Genomic DNA, 21,113 nt, shown 5'->3' on the forward strand with positions numbered 1-21,113 from the left:
GGGCCCACATGCCGGACGGGTCAGCCGACGGCCTTCTCGAATTCCGGTTCGCCGCCCCGGTCGGTGGTCTTGGGGGTGCGGCTCTTGAGGACGGCCCAGCCGATGCCGAGGGCGGCGGCCCAGCCGGCCATGACGTAGAGGCAGACGCGGGCGTCGGCGTCGATGGCGATCAGCACGGTGACGAAGAGGAGGAAGGCGATCGCGATGTAGGAGCAGACGGAGCCGCCGGGTGCGGGGAAGGACGAGGCGGGCAGGCGGCCCGCGACGACCTGGCGGCGGTAGAGGACGTGGCTGATGAGGATCATCAGCCAGGTCCAGATGCCGGCGGCGGTGGCCAGCGAGGTGACGTAGCCGAACGCCTTCTCCGGGACGATGTAGTTCAGGACCACGCCGATGCCCATGAAGACCACCGAGGTGGTGATGCCGATCGCGGGGGTCTTGGTGGAGGAGAGGCGGTTGAAGACCCGCGGTGCCTCGCCGTTGTCGGCGAGGGTGCGCAGCATCCGGCCGGTGGAGTACATGCCGGAGTTGCAGGAGGAGAGCGCCGCGGTGAGGACGACGAAGTTGACGATGCCGGCGCCGGCGGGGATGCCGATGACCGCGAACGCCTTCACGAAGGGGCTCGCGCCGCCGGCGAACTCGGTCCACTTCACCACGCAGAGGATGACGGTGAGGGCGCCGACGTAGAACAGGGCGATGCGCCAGGGCAGGGTGTTGATCGCCTTGGGGAGGGTCTTCTCCGGGTTCTCGGACTCGCCGGCGGTGACGCCGACCAGTTCGACGGCGAGGTAGGCGAACATCACGCCCTGGAGGGTCATCAGGGACGAGCCGACGCCCTTGGGGAAGAAGCCGTCGAAGGCCCACAGGTTGGAGACGGCCGCGTCGGGTCCGGCCTGGCTGAAGCCGAAGGTGAGCACGCCGAGACCGATGACGATCATGCCGATGATGGCGGTGACCTTGACCATCGAGAACCAGAACTCGATCTCGCCGAAGAGCTTCACCGAGATCAGGTTGGCGACGAACAGCACGACCAGGAAGACCAGGGCCGTCACCCACTGCGGGACGCCCGGGAACCAGTAGTTGATGTAGATGGCGGCGGCGGTCAGCTCGGCCATGCCGGTGACCACCCACATCAGCCAGTACGTCCAGCCGGTGAAGTAGCCGAAGAACGGGCCGAGGAACTCACGGGAGTACTCGGCGAAGGAACCCGAGACCGGACGGTAGAGCAGCAGCTCGCCCAGGGCCCGCATGATGAAGAAGATGATCAGGCCCGCGAGGGCGTACATGACGATGAGGCTGGGACCGGCCTTGGCGATGTTCGCCCCGGCACCGAGGAAGAGGCCGACGCCGATGGCGCCGCCGATCGCGATCATCTGGACCTGGCGGCTGCCGAGTCCTCGCTCGTAGCCCTCCTCGGGGGCCTGGTCAGGGCCTTTGCCCGTGTCGACCTGCGCTGAGGTCATGGTGGTGCGCCTTTCTCCATACCGACCCGGGCCTCTCGTCGGCCGCGGACCGGATCTCGATCCCCCCGGATACTGGAGTGGAGCGGGCCTCACGTCCCGCTCGTGCCTGGCCGGCGGTCCGCCGGCTCGGTGGCGCACCCGGACGACATTCGGGTGGTGTCGGCCGGGCGATCGTGAAGATTTACCACGGTCGCCGAGCCGATCACAGGGCGCCTCTGTGGCACACAGCACAGACAGAATCAGACAAAGGGCCACCGACGGGTGCACAGCGGGGCGCCGTGGTGACGCGATCGTTATCCGGAATTGAGGCCCCGCTGAGCGGGGCACGCGGCAGTGGCGGCGCTACGGCAGCAGCGTGGAGACCAGCGTCTCCTGGAGCCCGCCCAGCCACAGGTACGCCATCACCATCGGCTTGCGCGGGTCCTCGTCCGGGAGGCGGTAGAGCAGGTCGGCGTCGTCCTCGTCGGCGATGTCCAGCCGGGAGGCGATGGCGAGCCGCAGGTCGTTCAGCGCGCCGAGCCACTGCCGCGACTCCTGCGCCGAGAGCTTCAGGACCGCCCCGCCCTCGCCGGCGGCGGCCGAGGCCAGCGTGTCCAGGGAACGGACCACGGCCAGGGCGTTCTCCCGCTTGCCGGCCCTGAGGTCGTTCTCGGTGAACCGGCGGAACTCCGAGGACCTCTCCCGCTGCTCCTCCGCCTCGGCGGCCTGCGGCGCGGCCTCCGGGTCGGTGTAGGCGTCCGGGAAGAGGCGGCGCAGCACCGGGTCGGAGGGCGGTTCGCTCGGGCCCTCGGCGAAGAGGTCGGCGAGCGGGTCGTCGGGCGCGTCGCCGCCGGGTCCGGGGCCGATCAGCTCCAGGAGCTGGACGGCCAGCGACCGGATGATGGAGATCTCGACGTCGTCGAGGGCGACGGCCGCGCCGCCGCCGGGGAGCGGTTCGAAGTGTCCTGGCATGAGCGTGTTTCAGCTACTTCCGGTCCTGCTGGAGGGTGGCCCACAGACCGTAGCCGTGCATGGCCTGCACATCGCGTTCCATCTCCTCGCGGGTGCCGCTGGAGACGACCGCCCGGCCCTTGTGGTGGACGTCGAGCATGAGCTTGGTGGCCTTGTCCTTGGAGTAGCCGAAGTACGTCTGGAAGACGTACGTGACATAGCTCATGAGGTTGACCGGGTCGTTGTGGACGAGCGTGATCCAGGGGACGTCCGGCTCGGGAACGGCGAAGGTCTCCTCGGCCGTCTCGGTGCGTTCGATCTCTACGGGAGCGGGTGACGTCACACCGCCCATGCTAGCCCGGCGGACTCGCCGGATCAGAAATCGTCAGACTGACGAAATGGGAGTACCATCCGACGCTATGAACACAGCGGACCTCGGGCTGCCGGTCGACGTTCCCTCGACGGCGCTCTTCACGGACCAGTACGAGCTGACGATGGTGCGGGCGGCCCTGGCGGCGGGCACGGCCGGCCGGCGCAGCGTGTTCGAGGTTTTCACCCGGCGGCTGCCGAACGGGCGCCGCTACGGCGTGGTGGCGGGGACCGGCCGGGTGCTCGACGCCGTGGAGAACTTCCGCTTCGACACCGGTGTCATCGACTTCCTGCGCGAGCAGGGCATCGTCGACGAGCCGACCCTGGCCTGGCTCGCGGAGTACCGATTCAGCGGTGACATCTGGGGCTACCCGGAGGGCGAGGTGTACTTCCCGGGCTCGCCGATCATGCGGGTGGAGGGCAGCTTCGCCGAGTGCGTGCTGCTGGAGACGGTGATCCTCTCCATCCTCAACCACGACTCGGCGATCGCCGCCGCCGCCTCCCGGATGGCGTCCGCGGCCGGGGACCGCCCGCTGATCGAGATGGGCGCCCGGCGCACCCACGAGCTGGCCGCCGTGGCCGCCGCCCGCGCCGCCTACGTCGGCGGCTTCACCACCACCTCCGACCTGGCCGCGGGGTTCCGGTACGGCATCCCGACCGTCGGCACCTCCGCGCACGCCTTCACCCTGCTGCACGACAACGAGCGGGACGCCTTCCGCGCGCAGGTCGACGCCCTCGGCCCGGGGACGACGCTGCTGGTGGACACCTACGACGTCGAGCAGGCCGTCCGTACGGCGGTGGAGGTGGCCGGTCCGGGGCTGGGCGCGGTACGCATCGACTCCGGCGACCTGCTGCTGGTCGCGCACCGGGTACGTCAGCAGCTGGACGAGCTGGGCGCGACCGGCACGAGGATCGTCGTCACCTCGGACCTGGACGAGTACGCCATCGCCTCGCTGGCGGCGGCGCCCGTGGACGCCTACGGGGTCGGCACCCAGCTGGTGACCGGCTCCGGGCACCCGACCGCGTCCATGGTCTACAAGCTGGTCGCGCGCGCCGAGTCCGACGACCCGAGGGCGCCGCTGCGGCCGGTGGCGAAGAAGTCCAGCGGCGGGAAGACGTCGATGGGCGGACGCAAGTGGGCCGCGCGGCGCCTGGACGCGGAAGGGAGCGCCGAGGCGGAGGTGGTCGGCACCGGTCCGGTCCCCGCCGCCCTGGTCGACCGGCAGCTCCTGGTCGAGCTGGTCAAGGGCGGTGAGGTGGTCGCCCGGGAGCCGCTGGACGTCGCCCGGGAGCGGCACGCGACGGCCCGCGCGAACCTCCCGCTCTCCGCCACCCAGCTCTCGCGAGGGGAACCCGTCCTTCCGACGGAGTACGCGCACGGGGGCTCGGGTAGCTAAAGCAGGTGCGCAGCGACCACTCCGGCGGGCCCCCCACCCACGGCGCCGGACGGCAGTACCCCCTGCGGTCCGTCCCCCGGGCCCGCACCCCGTCAGTTCCGACCCGCTAGTCGAAGGACACCGACCATGCGCCGCGCCTTGATCGTCGTAGACGTGCAGAACGACTTCTGTGAAGGGGGCAGCCTCGCCGTCGCCGGTGGCGCCGACGTGGCCGCCGCCGTCACCGAGCTGATCGGGCAGGCTCCGGCCGGCTACCGCCACGTCGTCGCCACCCGCGACCACCACGTCGCTCCCGGCGGACACTTCGCCGACAACCCCGACTACCTGCACTCCTGGCCGGCGCACTGCGTCGCCGGGACCGAGGGCGTGGGGTTCCACCCGAACTTCGCGCCGGCCGTCGCCTCCGGCGCGGTCGACGCCGTCTTCAGCAAGGGCGCGTACGCGGCGGCGTACAGCGGCTTCGAGGGCGCCGACGAGAACGGCACGGCGCTCGGGGACTGGCTGCGCGACCGGCAGGTCGACGAGGTCGACATCGTCGGGATCGCCACCGACCACTGCGTACGGGCGACCGCGCTGGACGCCGTGCGCCACGGTTTCCGCACCCAGGTGCTGCTCGACCTCACCGCCGGGGTGGCCGCGGCGACCACCGAGCGGGCGCTGGAGGAGCTGCGGGAGGCGGGCGTGGAGCTGACGGGCAAGCCCGTCGTGCAGTGAGCGACCGGCCCGGGTCCCGCGTGCCGTGAATCCGGGCCGCGGCCCGGGTCCCCGGGGTCCTACGTCTGGGCCGTGGGGCCTCTGAGCAGGGCCCGGATCGGGTGCCACAGCTCCTGGGCGAGTTCCGGCCCGCGGGCGGCGGTGCCCGTGGGGGCCGTGCGCCACAGCAGGCCGTCCGGGTGGTGCAGGACGGCGGTGATCTCGTCCGGCGTCGGCGGGGCGGCGTTGCCCCGCAGGTAGACCGCCCGCAGGCCCAGGTTGCGCAGCCTGGTCAGGGCGCGCGCCCGGTTGCGGGAGTGGACGAGCACGCGGACGCTGCCGGGTCCCGACGCGGCGGGGCTGGGCAGGTTCAGGGCCACCACCACCGTGCCGTTCGGCAGCTTGCAGAAACCTCCTGCGGCCATGCGGTCATACCCCCGTATCAGCCGGTGTCAATAAGAGAACCACAGGACGCACCTAAACACGGATCGGCGGCACCCCGCCAGGGGGGTACCGCCGATCACGCTCTGACCTGCGTAAACGTTCTTTACTTCACCGCGGGGCCGACTTCCAGCTCGATCGTGGAGCCGTCCCGGGCCTCCTTCGTGATCTTGATCTTGGTGTTGGTGTCAGTTGTCTCGACGCCGCCGGTCGGGTTCGACGGGTCGTAGTAGTCACCGGCGTGGTCGTCGAAGACGGGGACGCCCTTCGCGGACGGGACGCGGGTGACGACGCCCGCCTTGTGCAGCGTGAGCGCGTCGGTGCGGTAGGTGCTGAAGGGCGAGTCGTACGCCTGGAACCGGTTCCGCATCAGCGTGCCGTCGGACCACTTCAGCGCCGTCGGGTGCGCGTCGACCGGGAGGATCAGACCGGTGCCCGGGTGGTCGCCGGTGTTGTTGTCCGCCTGGGAGGTGTCCCACTTCCAGATCAGCAGGCCGTTCTGGTACGGGAAGTGCTCCACCCAGTCCGGGCGGGTCGTCGAGAAGCCGAAGTTGTACGGGCCCGTCCGCAGCGTGGTGTCGTACGAGACGTACTGGCGGTTCTCGGCGATGTAGTACTGCGCGTACTCCTTGGTGAAGGACGCGCCGACGCGGGAGAAGCCGGTGGCGGTCCACGCGGCGTCCGCGGTCTCGGCGTTGTCGGCGAAGAGCGCGCCGCCGTCGGCCGTCACGGTGATCTCGTCGGCGGTGAAGCCCTTCAACGCGACGCCGCCGTCGGTCTGGTAGCGGAAGCGGAGGTCGATCTCCTGGCCCGCGTAGGCGTCCAGGGAGTAGGCCAGCTTCCGGTGCGCGTCGACCGAACCGGTGAGGGCCGGCTTGTCGCTGGCGTCGCGCGGGATGGCGGTGCCGTCCGCGGTGCCGTCCAGCGGCGTCCAGTTCGAGCCGCCGTCGGTGGAGACCTCGGTGTAGAGGTAGTCGTAGTCGGACTCGATGTCCCACCAGCCGTCGAGGGTCAGTTCGGCGGCGGACTTCCCGGTGAGGTCGACCGTGCGGGTCAGGGTGTTCTTCAGGTCGTTGCCGCTGCCGCTCCACCACTGGGTGGCGCCCTCGGCGGGCTCGACGACCTCGGTGGTGACCTCGCGGTCCGGCAGGGTGACGACCAGCGCCTGGTCGTTCTTGGTGTTGTACTCCGCGACGCCGAGCTTGTGCTTCGACTTCTTCCCGGCCTCGGCGGTGGTGTAGTCGAGCCAGCCGAGCTGGAGCTTGTCCCAGGCGTTCATGTCGCCGGGCAGGTCGCCGATGGCGTCCTCACCGCGGCCGAGCCAGGAACCGGAGGACATCAGCGTCCAGAACCCGGTGGAGTTCTCGCCGCCGTTGGTGTCGTACTCGTCGGGCAGACCGAGGTCGTGGCCGTACTCGTGGGCGAAGACGCCGAGTCCGCCGTTCTCCGGCTGGATGGTGTAGTCGCCGATCCAGATGCCGGTGTCGCCGACCTGGGTGCCGCCGAGCTTGTTGGTGTCGGGGCCGGTCGCGCCGGCGTCCGTGCCGAACGCGTACCAGCGGTGCGCCCAGATGGCGTCCTCGCCCTGCGCGCCGCCGCCGGCCGACTCGTCCTCGCCGGCGTGCACGAGCTGGAAGTGGTCGATGTAGCCGTCGGGCTCGTTGAAGTCGCCGTCGCCGTCATGGTCGTAGCGGTCCCACTGGTCGAACTCGGCCAGTTCCGCCTTGATCTCGGCGGCGGTGGCGCCGGCCGCCTCGCGCTCGGCGACCCAGGCGTTCACGCCGTCCTCGACGGCGTTCCAGGCGCAGGTGTCGCAGTCGTTGGAGCCGTAGCGGGCCTCGTTGTAAGGGACCTTGACCCAGTCCGTGACCTCGCCGTCCACCGAGTAGCGGCCCGAGGACTGCTTCTCGTAGTACTTCTTGAGCGACTCGGTGTCCTTGCCCGTGCCGAAGTACAGCTCCTGGTAGTGCTCCTGGTCGTAGTCGGCCAGCCAGTCGGTGCTGTTGTCGACGGAGCGGTCCGGCTCGGCGATCTGGTTGTGCAGCGGGCCGGGGGTACCGCCGTAGCGGCTGTCGACCTCGTCGCCGAACTCGACCAGGATGGTGAAGATCTTGTCGGTCTTCTCCCGGCCCAGTTCGACGTACTTGGTGTCGCCCTTCTTGCCCTTGAGGCCGACGACGCGGGAGCCGTCCCGCTCGGTGGCGGTGGCCTTGCCGGATATCAGCTGGTCGAGGGCCTCCTGGCGCTGCGCGTCCTGCGTCTTGCTCAGGGGACCGTCGAAGTCGTGCTCCCGCTGCTTCTCCGGCTGCGGGTCCTGCCGGTCGACGGCGGCGGGCCGGGCGGGCGCGTCCGCCTCGGCCACCGCGAAGGTGGAGAACGTGGCGGTGGCGGCGGCGAGCGTGACACCGATCGCGGTCGCCCGGAACGTCCAGGGTCTGCTGGTCACTTGAGATCCTCCCCCGCGTCCCTCCGCGTGCGGTGCACGTGTTCAACGCGTGTAGTCAAGTGACGACATTTGACCGGAGGGGCACGAGAAAAGACAGACCTTGACTTGAACAGAACAACGGCGCTATGCGGAGGCCAGGTCCGGTAAACGGACACGCTGCCGCAACGCGGCAGAAACGAAACGGGCGCGTGTGACCGCCCGTTCAGGGCACCGCATGAATCCGTGCGCCCCCCGTGCTGCCGCACTGTTGGTCAGGTCACGCTTACTCACCGTTCCACTCGGGCATGCGACCGATTAGAGTCGCTTGGCGGAACGCCCGGTAGTCGGCGGAAAGCCAGGCCGACAGCACGCCTCACCCCCGAGATCACATCTTCCGAGGACACGATGGCCATGCCCCGTCCGACTGTCGCACAGCTCGCCTACGGTTCCCTCACCGTGATCCTCTCCACCGCCGCCATGCTGCTGCTGTCGCAGACCAGTTCCGGCGTGTGGATCTCCCTCGTCGCCGTGGTGGCGCTCGGCCTCGGGCTCCTGGTGGCGATGACCGTACCGACGCCCAGGCCGCGCCCGGTCGCGGTCGACCAGCCGTCCACCGCCACCGCCGACCCGGCGCCGGTCTCCGTGGCCCCCCGTGCCACCGACCGCACCGGCGAGACGATCGGCCGGCACGCGGCCTGACCGCGGCGCGCGACCGACGCACGACCACGTACGACCACGTACGACCACGCACGAGCGGACGCGAGGGCGTCCGGCGGATGCCGCACCGGTGTCCGCCGGACGCCCTCGCGTCCGTCAACGCGTGCTGACCACCACGGTCTTGGCCGCCTTGTCGTGCAGGCCCTGCTTGTAGGGCCGGTCGAAGTAGCTCCAGCCGCCGCAGATGATGGTCCACACGCAGGCGCAGCAGAACGCGAACGGGATCCACAGCACCGCGGCACGGATCAGCGCGGACTGCGGGGCGGGCGTGGCCCCGTTGTCGAGCCTGGCCACGCGCATGCCCAGCACCTTCTTGCCGAGCGTCTGGCCCGTCCTGCTGATCAGGAAGGTGTCGTAGGCGATGTACAGCACCGCCGCGATCACCGACTGCCAGAAGGAGGCGCCGACCCCCACCTGGTCGCTGTCCACGGAGTACGACTGGACCCGGAAGGCCCAGCTCAGCAGCCAGACGACGAGACCCACGAGGATCATGTCGATGATCCGGGCGAGCGTGCGGCGGGCGCTGTCGGCGAGCGGGGGCATACCGGCGAGGGGGTCGCCGGCGGGTCCCCCGCCCCCGCCGTTGTACGGCCCCCCGCCGCCACCGTTGTACGGGCCGCCGCCACCGCCGTTGTAGGGGCCGCCGCCACCGCCGTTGTACGGGCCGCCGCCGGGTGGCGGGGGCTGGTTGCCGCCGTACGGCGGAGGCTGCCGGCCGTCTCCGGGGGGCGGGCTGTCGTACGGAGAGCCCGTGCCGCCCGCGCCCGGACCGGTTCCGGGCGGCGGGGGCTGCTTCCGATACGGGTCGTCTTCGGGCGGCTGCCGGCCGGGGCCGGAGGGCGGTTCGCTGCTCATGGCCCGAGTCGACCGCGAACCCCTGTGCGGCGCATCCGGCGAGCGGCCGTCCGGGGTACGGATTCGGGTACGCCGTTCGGCGGAAGGCGTCAGCCCGCCACGAACGTACCGGCGGCCTTGTCGTGCCAGCACTGGCGCCACGGCCGGTCGAACACGCACCACGCGACGCCGACGACACCGACGGCCAGCAGGCCCGGGACGCTGTACACCAGCCAGCGGCGCAGGGCGGCGCCGAAGGACGGCGGCTGGTGCCCCTCGATGTCCCGCACCTCCAGACCGAAGAGCTTCTTGCCGAGGGTGCGGCCCCACTTGGCGGTCGGCAGCGCCTCGTAGACGACGCCGAAGAGGAGCAGGACGGCGAGGACGATGCCGAGGTAGACGGAGGTCGTGCCGTCGAGCAGCCACACGGTGACGGTCTCGCCGGAGAGCTTCGCCTCGTCGATCTTGTCGTTGATGTGGTCGGCGGCCTTGCTGCCCAGCGGCACGGCGGGCAGGGCGGTGACGGCCGCCAGGACGAGGGTGTCCACCAGGCGGGCGGCCAGCCGCTTGCCGAGTCCGGCGGGGCGCGCGGCCGCCTGGCGCCGGGCGGCGGCCTGGAAGGGGTCCTCGACGGGCGGCCGCCACGGCGCGACGGGCTGCTGCTCGTCCCCGGCGGCCCCGGCGAGCCGGTGCACCTGCTGCGCCCAGGAGGACTGCCCGCCGCCGGGTCCGGAGGTGAGGGGTGCGGAGGCGACGGCCGGTGCCGGTGCGGGTGCCGGTGCGGGTGCCTGGTGCGGGAGAGGGGTCTGTGCCAGTTGGGGGCCGGCGGGGGCCGAGGCGGGTCCCTGGGGCTGGTGGGCGGCGGGGACCGACTGTGCGCCCTGGTGGGCCGCCGGGGTGCCGGGGAGGTCGCGGGAGGCCGTCGGCGCCGGGGGCGTCGGTGCCGGGCGGCGGTTCCCGTCCGGGGAGACCGCACGGAACTTCATCGTGCCGGAGTCGTCGTCGGCGCCGGCACCGGCACCGGGCGCGGGTCCGGGGGCGGCCGGCCGGGGAGCCGGTGCGGACGCCGGGCCCTGCTGCGGGCCGCCGGTACCCGGTCGCCGGAAGAGGACCGTACCGCCGTCCCCGTCGGACCCGGTGCCCGGCCGGGCACCCGCCCCGGGTCCGCTCGCGGGCGACGAGCCGTCGGCGGGAGCGGGTCCGGTACCGGTGCCGTTGCCGGACGGGGCGCCACCGTACGCGGCGGGCGTGGCCGGGGAGCCGGTCCGGCCCGCCACCCTCGGGTCGTCGCCCTGGGGCGACGGCCAGGCGACGCGCTGCTCCTGGGCGGGGTCGTGACCCGCCCCGCGGGCCGGGGCGGCGCCCCACGCCGGCGCGGGTCCGGGCCGGCTGCCGTGCCGGTCCGCCGGTCCGTCGACCGGGTCCTCGTCGAAGAAGTGCGGGCCGGTCTCCTCCACCGAGGGGGCGGCGGGCCGCGCTCCGGGCGGCGGGGCGAGCGGCTCGCCGTCCTCCGGCGCCGGGCGGCTGGTGCCCGGCACCCAGGAGGCGCCGTTCCAGTACCGGACATATCCAGGAATGGACGGGTCCGGGTAGTAGCCCTCGCGGGGCTTGTCGTCGCCCGGGGCCGGGGTTGGGGCGCTCATGTCCGTCGTCCCGTATCTGCTCGGTGGTGGTATGGAGGGGTCCACATCTATCAGACGGGCGCATCCCGTACCGCCCGTCCCGCCGTACCCGCCCCTTTCCGGGCGACCTCGCGCACCGCCTTCACACCCGTGCGCCGTAGCCGTGACGAAAAGAAAATCCGCGAAGTCGCGTAACGCACACCGGCATCGGCGCTCTCTCCCCGTGCGGGCCGCCCGGCCCACCGTACGAGGAGAGGACACGCATCATGCGTCACACCGTCGTCGAGCGGGAGCTGGAACTGAGGCTCGTCCTGGCGCCCGACCACAGCATTCCGGTCCCGGCCCGGCTGGCCTACCGCACCGACGACCCCTACGCCGTCCACATCGGCTTCCACATCGACTCCGCGCACCCGGTGCACTGGACGTTCGCCCGCGATCTGCTGGTGGAGGGGGTGTTCCGGCCGTGCGGGCACGGGGACGTACGGGTGTGGCCGTCCAAGGCCGAGGGCCGCGCCCTGGTGCTGATCGGGCTGAGCAGCCCCGACGGGGACGCGCTGCTCCGGGCCCCGGCGGCGCAGGTGTCGGCGTGGCTGGAGCGGACGCTCAGGATCTGCCCGCCGGGGAGCGAGGGCGGGCGACTTGGCCTGGACGACGGCCTGGCGGGGCTGCTCGCCCGGTAGCCGTCCCGGGTCAGAAGAGTCAGAAGCAGTCAGAACAGTTTGCCGGGGTTGAGGATGCCCAGCGGGTCGAAGGTCTTCTTCACGGCCCGCTGCATCTCCAGCCCGACGGGCCCGAGTTCGCGGGCGAGCCACTCCTTCTTCAGTACGCCGACGCCGTGTTCGCCGGTGATCGTGCCGCCCAGCTCAAGGCCGAGCGCCATGATCTCGTCGAAGGACTCGCGGGCGCGCCGCGACTCGTCGGGGTCGGCGGCGTCGAAGCAGACGGTGGGATGGGTGTTGCCGTCGCCCGCGTGGGCGCAGACCCCGATGGTGAGGCCGTACTTCCCGGCGATCCGCTCGACGCCTTCGAGGAGGTCGCCGAGGCGGGACCGGGGCACGCACACGTCGTCGATCATCGTGGTGCCCTTGACCGCTTCGAGCGCGGTGAGCGACAACCGGCGCGCCTGGAGCAGCAGTTCGGACTCGGCGGCGTCGTCGGCGGGGACGACCTGGGTGGCGCCGGCCGCCTCGCACAGCGCCCCCACCGCGGCGAGGTCGGCGGCCGGGTCGGCGGTGTCGAACGCGGCGAGCAGCAGCGCCTCCGTGGTCTCCGGCAGGCCCATGTGCGCCATGTCGTTGACGGCCTTGACCGTCGTACGGTCCATCAGTTCCAGAAGGGAAGGGGTGTGGCCGCGCTCCATGATCCGGCAGACGGCGTCGCACGCGGCGGCGGCCGAGGCGAACTCGGCGGCCAGCACGAGCTGCTCGGGCGGCTTGGGCCTGAGCGCCAGCACGGCCTTGACGACGATGCCGAGCGAGCCCTCGGAGCCGACGAAGAGCCGGGTGAGGTCGTACCCGGCGACGCCCTTGGCGGTGCGGCGGCCGGTGGTCATCAGGCGGCCGTCGGCGAGGACGACGTCGAGGCCGAGGACGTACTCGGCGGTCACCCCGTACTTCACGCAGCACAGCCCGCCGGAGGCGGTGCCGATGTTGCCGCCGATGGTGCACATCTCCCAGCTGGAGGGGTCCGGCGGATAGGCGAGGCCGTACTCCCCGACCGCGCGGGAGAGGGTGGCGTTGACGACGCCGGGCTCGACGACGGCGATGCGGTCGACCGGGCTGATCTCCAGGATGCGGTCCATCTTCGTCAGGGAGAGCACGATCCAGCCGTCGTGGGCGTTGGCGCCGCCGGACAGGCCGGTGCGGGCGCCCTGCGGGACGACCGGGACACGGAGGGCGGTGGCGACCCGCAGGACGTGCTGGACCTCTTCGACGGTACGCGGCAGCACGACCGCGGCGGGGGCGCCGGCCGGGCAGAAGCTCGCCATGTCGTGGGCGTAGGAGGCCGTGACGTCGGGATCGGTGAGGACCGCGTCGGCGGGCAGCCCGCCGCGCAGTCGCTCCACGAGATCGCCGGTCTCCGCAGTGGCTCCGTCGCGACGCGCTTCGATACGGCTCATGATCACAGGGTGACACCGGGGGCCATCGGTGTGAACCCCGTCGGCACCGGCCTTCGCCTGCCCGGGTGGCGCAGCCGGATCAGCGCACAGTGAGCGGTATGACGATCCCACTCAAGCTGCGTCCGGTCCGTCGGCGGCGAGGGCCTGAACGGTCGCGGTGGCGCGGGTGGCCGGGGTGGCGCGGGCGGCCGGGACGGCTCGGGCCCTCGCGTCGGCGCGGGCGGGCGCGGTGGCGGTGGGTGGTCGTCTCGGCCGCCGGGTGCGCGGTGCTAGGCGGGGGCCTGGTGCTGCTGCCCTGGGACCCGGCCGCGGCGCCGCCGCCCGCGCCGGGTCCGGCGGCGGTGGCGCGCGGCGCGGTCGCGGCGGGGGTCCCCGCCGCACTCTCCGACCTGGCGGTGCTGATCGGCGAACACGAGACCCTCGTACGGGCCCGGCCGCTGGACGCGCCCGCCTGGGCGGTGCTCGGGACCGCCTACGTCGAGCAGGGCCGGCGCACCGCGGACCCGGCCTGGTTCCCGCGTGCCGAGGAGGCGCTGCGCACGGCGCTGCGGCTGGGCCACCCCCGGGACCCGGCGACGCTGGAGGGGCTCGCCGCGCTGGCGGTGGCGCGCCGGGACTTCCCGGCGGCGAAACGGTGGGCGGAACAGGCGCGGGACCTGGCGCCGAAGCGGTGGACCGCGCAGGCGGTGCTGATCGACGCCTGCACCGGGCTCGGCGACCACAAGGGGGTGGGGCGGGCCCTGGACCGGCTGATGGAGCTGGGCTCCGGGCCGGTCGTGGGGGCGCGGGCGGCGGCCGTCTACCGGGACCGGGGCTGGCGGGAGGACGCGGCGGCCCGGATCGCCGACGCGGCGGCGGCCGCCGAGGCGCCCGCGGAACGGGCGGCCTACCTGGAGCAGGCCGGGCGGCTCGCGTTCGAGCGCGGTGACCGGGAGGAGGCGCTGCGGTTCTTCCAGGAGGCGCTGCGCACCGATCCCGACCAGCGGGCCGCGCAGGCCGGGCAGGGGCGTGCGCTGGCGGCGCTGGGCCGGAGCTCGGAGGCGCTCACCGCCTACCAGGCGGCGCTCGCGAAGCAGCCGCGCCCCGCGGACGCGCTGGAGCTGGGTGAGCTGTACGAGTCGCTGGGGCTGGCGCAGGCCGCGCGGGTCCAGTACGACCTGCTGCGGGAGCGGGTGCGGGTGGCCGCCGCGGGCGGGGCGGACGAGGAGTTGGTGCTGGGGCGGTTCGAGGCGGACCACGGGGACGCGGGGGCGGCGGTGACGCGGTTGCGCGCGGAGTGGCGGCGGCAGCCGGGGGTCGCGGTGGCGGACGCGCTGGGGTGGGCGCTGTTCCGGGACGGGCGGGCCCGGGAGGCGTTGGGGTACGCGGTGCGGGCTACGGACGGGGACCGTGGGGGTGGTGTGCGGAGTGCGGTGTACGCGTATCACCGGGGGATGATCGAGCGGGGGGTGGGGAAGTACGGGGCCGCGCGGCGGCATTTGCGGGAGGCTCTGGTCATCAACCCCTATTTCTCGCCGTTGCATGTGCGGGAGGTGCGGGGGGCGCTGGACGCGTTGGGGGAACCGTCTTTCGACGGTTCGCCCTCGCGGTGAGGTGTTCGGCTTGCGCGCCGTCGTGGCTTGTCGCGCAGTTCCCCGCGCCCCTGACGGGGCGCTCCTGCTCGGGGCGGTCTACAGGTTGCCGCGTTTTTCCTGTTCCCGTTCGATCGCCTCGAAGAGGGCCTTGAAGTTGCCCTTTCCGAAGCCCATCGAGCCGTGGCGTTCGATGATCTCGAAGAAGACGGTCGGGCGGTCCTGGACCGGCTTGGTGAAGATCTGGAGCAGGTAGCCGTCCTCGTCGCGGTCGACGAGGATCTTCAGTTCGCGCAGGGTCTCGACGGGGACGCGGGTCTCGCCGGCCCACTCGCCGAGGGTGTCGTAGTAGGAGTCGGGGGTGTCCAGGAACCGGACGCCGGACGCCTTCATGGTGCGGACGGTGCGCACGATGTCGTTGGTGTTCAGCGCGATGTGCTGGACGCCGGCGCCGCCGTAGAACTCCAGGTACTCGTCGATCTGGGACTTCTTCTTGGCGACGGCGGGCTCGTTGATCGGGAACTTGACCTTGAGCGTGCCGTCGGCGACGACCTTGGACATCAGGGCGCTGTACTCGGTGGCGATGTCGTCGCCGACGAACTCCTTCATGTTCGTGAAGCCCATGACCTGGTGGTAGAAGCCGACCCATTCGTTCATGCGGCCGAGTTCGACGTTGCCGACGCAGTGGTCGACCGCCTGGAAGGTGCGGTGCGCGGGGGGTTCGACGATCGGGTCGGCGGCGACGTAGCCGGGGAGGTAGGGGCCGTCGTAGCCGGTGCGTTCCACCAGGGTGTGGCGGGTCTCGCCGTAGGTGGCGATCGCGGCGAGGACGACCGTGCCGTGCTCGTCCTTGACCTCGTACGGCTCGGCGAGCGAGCGGGCGCCGTGCTCGACGGCGTAGGCGTGCGCGGCGCGGGCGTCGGGGACCTCGATGGCGAGGTCGACCACGCCGTCGCCGTGCTCGGCGACGTGCGCCGCGAGGAAGCGGCCGTGGTCGGTGGACGGCTTGATGACGGAGGTGAACACGAAGCGGGCGGAGCCGTTCTCCAGGACGTACGCGGCGGTCTCGCGGGAGCCGTTCTCCGGTCCGGAGTAGGCGACCAGGCGCATGCCGAAGGCGGTGGAGTAGTAGTGGGCCGCCTGCTTGGCGTTGCCCACGGCGAAGACGACCGCGTCCATTCCCTTGACCGGGAAGGGGTCGGCCTGCCGGGCGGTGTCGGGGGTCCGGGGTGTGGTCTGCGTCATAGCGGCAGGGTCTCCCTCGTCGGCAAGGTGCGCAATAGTTCGCGTTTTCGCTGGGCAACCTGACCAGTGCGAGGACCGGCCGGTGCCGGTTTCTGTACAGGATGACCATCGAGGGGCGGGCTCATGGGGATCGACCGGCTGGACGGGCGGATCATCGTGCTGCTGGCGCGGGAGCCGCGGATCGGGGTGCTGGAGATGTCCCGGCGGCTGGGGGTGGCGCGGGGCACCGCGCAGGCGCGCCTGGACCGGCTTCAGTCGAACGGAGTCATCCGCGGTTTCGGTCCCGAGGTCGATCCGGCGGCGCTCGGCTACCCCGTCACGGCGTTCGCGACGCTGGAGATCCGGCAGGGCCAAGGGGCCGACGTACGGGCGCACTTGGCGACCGTCCCGGAGGTGCTGGAGCTGCACACCACGACCGGTACCGGGGACATGCTGTGCCGGCTGGTGGCCCGCTCCAACGCCGATCTCCAACGTGTGATCGACCGGGTCGTCGGTTTTGATGGCATCGTCCGGGCCGCCACGGCGATCGTCATGGAGAACCCCGTACCGCTGCGGGTCATCCCGCTGGTGGAACAGGCGGCGAAGGACGCGACGGCGACATAGGCGACGTGCGATGGGGTGGTGAGCGGCGGTGAACTTCTGGGAGTTCCTGGGCAACCGCCATCAGCAGCTGCTCGCGGACGCCGGGCAGCACGCCAGCGCCGTCTTCCAGTGCATGGTGGTGGCGACCCTCCTCGGCGTGCTGATCGGTGTCCTCACCTACCGCAGCGAGTGGGCCGGCAACCTGGCCACCCTCGCCACCTCCACCATTCTCACCATCCCCGCGCTGGCCATGATCGGTCTGCTGATCCCGGTCGTCGGGCTCGGGGTGGCGCCGACGGTGACCGCGCTGACGCTGTACGGGCTGCTGCCGATCGTGCGCAACGCGATCGTCGGACTGCGCGGTGTCGACCCGGCGCTGGTCGACGCGGCCAAGGGCATCGGGATGTCGCGGGCGGCCCGGCTGCTGCGGGTGGAGCTGCCACTGGCCTGGCCGCCGATCCTGACCGGCATCCGGGTCTCCACGCAGATGCTGATGGGCATCGCCGCGATCGCCGCGTACGCCTCCGGGCCCGGCCTCGGCAACGAGATCTTCCGCGGGATCGCCTCCCTGGGCAGCAAGAACGCGCTCAACCAGGTGCTCGCGGGCACGCTCGGCATCATCGTCCTGGCGCTGCTGTTCGACGCCGCGTACGTCCTGCTCGGACGGCTGACCATTCCCAGGGGGATCCGTGTCTGAGACAACTTCCGGGGCGACTTCCGAGACGGCTTCCGGGGCGGCTTCCGGGACGGCTCCGGCCGCCGCCGCGGGTGCCACGATCGAGCTGGAGAGCCTCAGCAAGCGCTACCCGGGCAGTGGGCAGCCCGCCGTGGACAACGTCTCCATGGAGATCGGCGCGGGCGAGACGGTGGTCTTCGTCGGCCCCTCGGGCTGCGGCAAGTCCACCACCCTGAAGATGATCAACCGGCTGATCGAGCCGACCGGCGGCCGCATCCGCATCAACGGCGAGGACGTCACCGACATCGACCCGGTGAAGCTGCGCCGCAAGGTCGGCTACGCCATCCAGTCCTCCGGCCTCTTCCCGCACATGACCGTCGCCCAGAACATCGCGCTGGTGCCGCGGATGACGGGCTGGTCCAAGGCCCGGACCAAGGAGCGGGTGGAGGAGATGCTGGACCTGGTGGGACTGGACCCCGGCGAGTTCCACGGCCGCTATCCGCGCCAGCTCTCCGGCGGCCAGCAGCAGCGGGTGGGCGTGGCGCGGGCGCTGGCCGCCGATCCTCCCGTCCTGCTGATGGACGAGCCGTTCGGCGCGGTGGACCCGATCACCCGGGACCACCTCCAGGACGAGCTGATCCGGCTCCAGCGGGAGCTGCACAAGACGATCGTCTTCGTCACCCACGACTTCGACGAGGCCATCAAGATCGGCGACCGGATCGCCGTGCTGCGCGAGCAGTCGCACATCGCGCAGTTCGACACCCCGGAGGCGATCCTCACCAACCCCGCCGACGACTTCGTCTCCGGTTTCGTCGGCGCGGGCGCGGCGCTGAAGCGGCTGAACCTGACCCGCGTACGGGACGTCGGCATCACCGACTACCCGACCGTCACCATCGACGACCCGCTCCAGCACATCTTCGACCGGCTGCGGGACAGCGGCAGCAACGAGATCCTGCTGCTCGACAGGCGCGGCCGGCCGTACAAGTGGCTGCGGCGCGGCGATCTGATGCGGGCCAAGGGCTCCCTGGCGCGCGCGGGCACGCTGGTGCACGACACGGTGACGCGGGACGCGACGCTGCGGGACGCGCTGGAGGCGGTGCTCACCGACAACGCCGGGCGGGTCGCGGTCACCGGGCGGCGCGGCGAGTACGAGGGCGTCGTCGACATGGAGATCCTGATGAACTCCGTGCACGAACTCCTGGAGGCGGACCGGCTGGACGCGCTGGGTCACCAGCACGACCTGGAGGAGTCGCGGTCCGGGCGGACACAGTCCGACCAGGAGGGCTTCGGAGGGGAGAGCCGGGCGTGATGAGTCCTTCCTCCCGCTTCACCCAGCCCCCTCCGGATCCGGAGACGTCCGTGGACTCCTCCGACATCGACGAGGACGAGGACGCGGCCCCGCCGCCGTCCCCGGCCGCCACGCGGAGCCGGGTCGGCTGGCGCAAGCTCACCTTCCTGCCCGCGGTGCTGGTCCTGGTCCTGCTGGCGACCTGGCTGTGGTTCCGGCAGGCCGACCTGGACGCGCTCAGCACGAACGCGCTGTCCAACGGGCAGGTCACCAAGGCGCTCTGGCAGCACGTGCAGCTGACGGTGATCTCCACCTTCTTCGTGCTGATCATCGCGATCCCGCTGGGCGTCCTGCTCACCCGCCGGATGTTCCGCAAGGTCACCCCGGTGGCGCTGGCCTTCGCCAACATGGGGCAGGCGACCCCCGCGATCGGTCTGCTGGCGCTGCTGGTGATCTGGCTCGGCATCGGCCGCCGGGCCGCCCTGATCGGCATCATCGTCTACGCGATCCTGCCGGTGCTCTCCAACACCATCGCCGGTCTGAAGGCGAACGATCCGACCCTGCTCGAGGCGGCCCGCGGCATCGGCATGTCCCCGCTCGGCGTCCTCGCCCGCGTCGAACTGCCCCTCGCCGTCCCGCTGATCCTGGCGGGCGTCCGCACGGCGCTCGTCCTCAACGTCGGTACGGCGACGCTGGCGACCTTCGGCGGGGGCGGCGGCCTGGGCGTACTGATCACCACCGGCATCACCAGCCAGCGGATGCCGGTGCTGATCCTCGGGTCGGTCCTCACCGTCGCCCTGGCGCTGCTGGTGGACTGGCTGGCCTCACTGGCGGAGCTGCTGCTGCGGCCGAGGGGTCTGGAGGCGGCGACATGAGACGGCCTGTGTCCCTGAGGGGCGCCGGGGCCCTGTGCGCAGTCGGCGCCCTGCTGGCTGCCGCCGGCTGCGGGCTGACCAGCGGCTCTCCCATGGTGGACGACGTGGAGCCGGGCACGGTCGGGCGCGGCGAGCCGCTGAAGGGCGCCGATCTCACCGTCGTCTCCAAGGAGTTCACCGAGCAGCTGATCCTCGGCGCGATCATGGGCATCGCGTTCGAGGCGGCCGGCGCGGACGTCCTGGACCGCACCGGCATCCAGGGCTCCGTGGGCACCCGCGCCGCCGTGGAGAACGGCGACGCCGACGCCACGTACGAGTACACCGGCACCGCCTGGATCACGTACCTCGGCAACAGCGAACCGGTGACCGATCCCCGCAAGCAGTGGGAGGCGGTGCGCGCCGCGGACGCGAGGAAGGGGCTGACGTGGCTGGCGCCGGCCGAGCTGAACAACACGTACGCGCTGGCCATGAACCAGGCCCACTTCGAGAAGTACGGCACGAGGACGCTCTCCGAGGTGGCCGAGCTGGCGAAGTCCGACCCGGGGGCGGTGACGCTGTGCGTGGAGGGCGAGTTCGCCAACCGCGCGGACGGGCTGCCGGGGCTGGAGAAGGCGTACGGGATGAGCATCCCCGCCGGGAACATCACACAGATGGACACCGGCATCATCTACACCCAGACCGCGAAGGGCGCCTGCGCCTACGGGGAGGTGTACACCACCGACGGGCGGATCAGGTCGATGAACCTGGTGGTGATGGAGGACGACAAGAAGTTCTTCCCCAACTACAACGCGGCGCCGATGGTGCGGACGGCCACCATGGAGAAGTGGCCGGCCATCGCCGAGGTCCTGGACCCGGTGACGAAGGCGCTGGACAACTCCGTCGCGCAGGAGCTGAACGCCAAGGTCGACGTCGACGGGGAGGACCCGCACCAGGTGGCGCTGGACTGGATGAAGGAGAAGGGGTTCGTGAAGGAGACCGGGTGAGCCGTTCCCCGGCGACCGTTCAGCAGCTCGGGACCTTCTTGCCCGCGTCCAGCGCGTGCAGCGCGTCGATCGCGCCCTTCAGGGTGGTCACCGGGATCAGCCGCAGCCCGTCCGGCAGCTCCGCCTGCGCGTCCGCGCACTCGTCCTTCGGCACGAGGAAGACGGTCGCGCCGTCCCGGGCGGCCGACTTCGTCTTCAGCGGTACGCCGCCCACCGCGCCGACCTCGCCGTCGTCGGTGATGGTGCCGGTCCCGGCGACGGTCCGGCCGCCGGTGAGGTCGCCGTCGTCGAGCTTGTCGACGATGCCGAGGGAGAAGAGCAGGCCGGCGCTGGGACCGCCGACGTCGGCGAGTTCCAGGGTGACGTCGACGTCCTTCGCGTCGAGGTCCAGGTAGTCCAGGGCGGCGGCGGTGGCCGAGTCCTGGGACTGGCGCATCTGCTCCGTGTTGTACTCCTCGATCTCCTGCTCGTCGTCGCCGCTCGGGTAGACGGCGTCGCGCGGCATGATCGCCCGGTCGGTGGCGAACCAGCCGTCGATGACCTCGCCGAGCGAGACGTTCGTCTTCGGGCCCGTCGCCTCGATGGTCGTCATCCGCAGCTGGCCGGTGGTCCCGTGGGTCGGGGCGCCCTTGATGGTGATCACCGGGGTGCCGCGGTTCTCGCCGAGGACGTTCGCCGTCATCCCGGGCTGCGCCACGGAGAACGGCAGCGGCGCGAAGATCACCGTGGCGAACAGCGCCACGACGGGCAGGGCGCAGACGGCCAGGGCCTGGGGACGCGTGAGACGAGAGAGCACGGAGTCAATCTAACGCGGCCGGCCGGCAAGCCCGGCCGCGCGTCACCTCGTCCGTCGCCTCAGCGCACAGCTCAGCGCTCACCTCAA

At 71.8% G+C, this 21,113-nt stretch carries 20 protein-coding genes; 10 read left to right on the top strand and 10 right to left on the bottom strand.

The genetic code is table 11. From position 1 onward, the window contains the following. Positions 1-20: 20 nt before the first annotated feature. The 3 genes from UW392_RS50955 to clpS all read right to left on the bottom strand — a co-directional run bounded on the left by UW392_RS50955 (position 21) and on the right by clpS (position 2,745). The gene (locus UW392_RS50955; RefSeq protein ID WP_320782243.1) at positions 21-1,463 is read right to left on the bottom strand and encodes an amino acid permease; all 1,443 of its coding nucleotides are present in this window, start codon (positions 1,461-1,463) and stop codon (positions 21-23) included. Between the two features lie 342 nt (positions 1,464-1,805). Continuing rightward, positions 1,806-2,414, bottom strand: coding sequence for a DUF2017 domain-containing protein (locus UW392_RS50960; protein ID WP_320782244.1), 609 nt, complete (start codon positions 2,412-2,414; stop codon positions 1,806-1,808). Between the two features lie 13 nt (positions 2,415-2,427). Then, positions 2,428-2,745 (bottom strand): ATP-dependent Clp protease adapter ClpS, encoded by a 318-nt coding sequence (gene clpS / locus UW392_RS50965; protein ID WP_320782245.1) that lies wholly within the window; start codon positions 2,743-2,745, stop codon positions 2,428-2,430. Between the two features lie 67 nt (positions 2,746-2,812). Here clpS and UW392_RS50970 point away from each other — a divergent pair, with 67 nt between their 5' ends. Then, positions 2,813-4,159, top strand: coding sequence for a nicotinate phosphoribosyltransferase (locus UW392_RS50970; protein WP_320782246.1), 1,347 nt, complete (start codon positions 2,813-2,815; stop codon positions 4,157-4,159). A 126-nt stretch (positions 4,160-4,285) separates the two neighbouring features. Continuing rightward, the gene (locus UW392_RS50975) at positions 4,286-4,873 is read left to right on the top strand and encodes an isochorismatase family protein (protein ID WP_320782247.1); all 588 of its coding nucleotides are present in this window, start codon (positions 4,286-4,288) and stop codon (positions 4,871-4,873) included. 59 nt (positions 4,874-4,932) lie between these two features. Here the strand turns inward: UW392_RS50975 and UW392_RS50980 are convergent, their stop codons facing one another. Together UW392_RS50980 and UW392_RS50985 are read right to left on the bottom strand one after the other, a co-directional pair. Further along, on the bottom strand, positions 4,933-5,277 hold the full coding sequence (locus UW392_RS50980; protein ID WP_320782248.1) for a hypothetical protein: 345 nt from the start codon (positions 5,275-5,277) through the stop codon (positions 4,933-4,935). A 122-nt stretch (positions 5,278-5,399) separates the two neighbouring features. Next, a complete protein-coding gene (locus tag UW392_RS50985) occupies positions 5,400-7,739 on the bottom strand; it encodes an immune inhibitor A domain-containing protein (RefSeq protein ID WP_320782249.1) in 2,340 nt (779 codons plus the stop codon). A 384-nt stretch (positions 7,740-8,123) separates the two neighbouring features. Between UW392_RS50985 and UW392_RS50990 the strand changes: the two genes are divergently transcribed. Then, positions 8,124-8,417, top strand: coding sequence for a hypothetical protein (locus UW392_RS50990; RefSeq protein ID WP_320782250.1), 294 nt, complete (start codon positions 8,124-8,126; stop codon positions 8,415-8,417). A gap of 114 nt (positions 8,418-8,531) precedes the next feature. Here the strand turns inward: UW392_RS50990 and UW392_RS50995 are convergent, their stop codons facing one another. After that, positions 8,532-9,290 (bottom strand): RDD family protein, encoded by a 759-nt coding sequence (locus tag UW392_RS50995; protein WP_320782251.1) that lies wholly within the window; start codon positions 9,288-9,290, stop codon positions 8,532-8,534. An 89-nt stretch (positions 9,291-9,379) separates the two neighbouring features. Continuing rightward, positions 9,380-10,912: an RDD family protein gene (locus UW392_RS51000; RefSeq protein ID WP_320782252.1), complete on the bottom strand. Its 1,533-nt coding sequence runs from the start codon at positions 10,910-10,912 to the stop codon at positions 9,380-9,382. 245 nt (positions 10,913-11,157) lie between these two features. Here UW392_RS51000 and UW392_RS51005 point away from each other — a divergent pair, with 245 nt between their 5' ends. Continuing rightward, on the top strand, positions 11,158-11,571 hold the full coding sequence (locus tag UW392_RS51005) for an SsgA family sporulation/cell division regulator (protein WP_320782253.1): 414 nt from the start codon (positions 11,158-11,160) through the stop codon (positions 11,569-11,571). A 29-nt stretch (positions 11,572-11,600) separates the two neighbouring features. Here UW392_RS51005 and UW392_RS51010 read toward each other — a convergent pair whose 3' ends face one another. Then, positions 11,601-13,016 carry an FAD-binding oxidoreductase gene (locus UW392_RS51010; protein WP_320782254.1) on the bottom strand — a complete coding sequence of 472 codons (1,416 nt, stop codon included), beginning with the start codon at positions 13,014-13,016 and terminating at the stop codon, positions 11,601-11,603. A gap of 233 nt (positions 13,017-13,249) precedes the next feature. Here UW392_RS51010 and UW392_RS51015 point away from each other — a divergent pair, with 233 nt between their 5' ends. Continuing rightward, positions 13,250-14,602, top strand: coding sequence for a tetratricopeptide repeat protein (locus tag UW392_RS51015; RefSeq protein ID WP_320782255.1), 1,353 nt, complete (start codon positions 13,250-13,252; stop codon positions 14,600-14,602). Between the two features lie 78 nt (positions 14,603-14,680). Here the strand turns inward: UW392_RS51015 and hppD are convergent, their stop codons facing one another. Then, on the bottom strand, positions 14,681-15,826 hold the full coding sequence (gene hppD, locus UW392_RS51020) for a 4-hydroxyphenylpyruvate dioxygenase (RefSeq protein WP_320782256.1): 1,146 nt from the start codon (positions 15,824-15,826) through the stop codon (positions 14,681-14,683). A gap of 123 nt (positions 15,827-15,949) precedes the next feature. Here hppD and UW392_RS51025 point away from each other — a divergent pair, with 123 nt between their 5' ends. The 5 genes from UW392_RS51025 (at position 15,950) to UW392_RS51045 (ending at position 20,230) form a co-directional block, all read left to right on the top strand. Beyond that, positions 15,950-16,429: an Lrp/AsnC family transcriptional regulator gene (locus UW392_RS51025; protein WP_320782257.1), complete on the top strand. Its 480-nt coding sequence runs from the start codon at positions 15,950-15,952 to the stop codon at positions 16,427-16,429. A 28-nt stretch (positions 16,430-16,457) separates the two neighbouring features. Then, on the top strand, positions 16,458-17,105 hold the full coding sequence (locus tag UW392_RS51030; protein WP_320782258.1) for an ABC transporter permease: 648 nt from the start codon (positions 16,458-16,460) through the stop codon (positions 17,103-17,105). Positions 17,106-17,184: 79 nt separating this feature from the next. Next, entirely contained in the window at positions 17,185-18,393 is a 1,209-nt protein-coding gene (locus UW392_RS51035) for a betaine/proline/choline family ABC transporter ATP-binding protein (protein ID WP_414497546.1), read from the top strand. Next, a complete protein-coding gene (locus UW392_RS51040) occupies positions 18,393-19,247 on the top strand; it encodes an ABC transporter permease (RefSeq protein ID WP_320782260.1) in 855 nt (284 codons plus the stop codon). The genes UW392_RS51035 and UW392_RS51040 overlap by 1 nt, the downstream gene beginning before the upstream one ends. Then, positions 19,244-20,230: a glycine betaine ABC transporter substrate-binding protein gene (locus UW392_RS51045; RefSeq protein ID WP_414497543.1), complete on the top strand. Its 987-nt coding sequence runs from the start codon at positions 19,244-19,246 to the stop codon at positions 20,228-20,230. The genes UW392_RS51040 and UW392_RS51045 overlap by 4 nt, the downstream gene beginning before the upstream one ends. A 19-nt stretch (positions 20,231-20,249) precedes the next feature. Here the strand turns inward: UW392_RS51045 and UW392_RS51050 are convergent, their stop codons facing one another. After that, a complete protein-coding gene (locus tag UW392_RS51050) occupies positions 20,250-21,026 on the bottom strand; it encodes a PDZ domain-containing protein (RefSeq protein ID WP_320782261.1) in 777 nt (258 codons plus the stop codon). Positions 21,027-21,113 lie beyond the last annotated feature (87 nt).

Source organism: Streptomyces sp. CRN 30 (genome assembly GCF_034105845.1).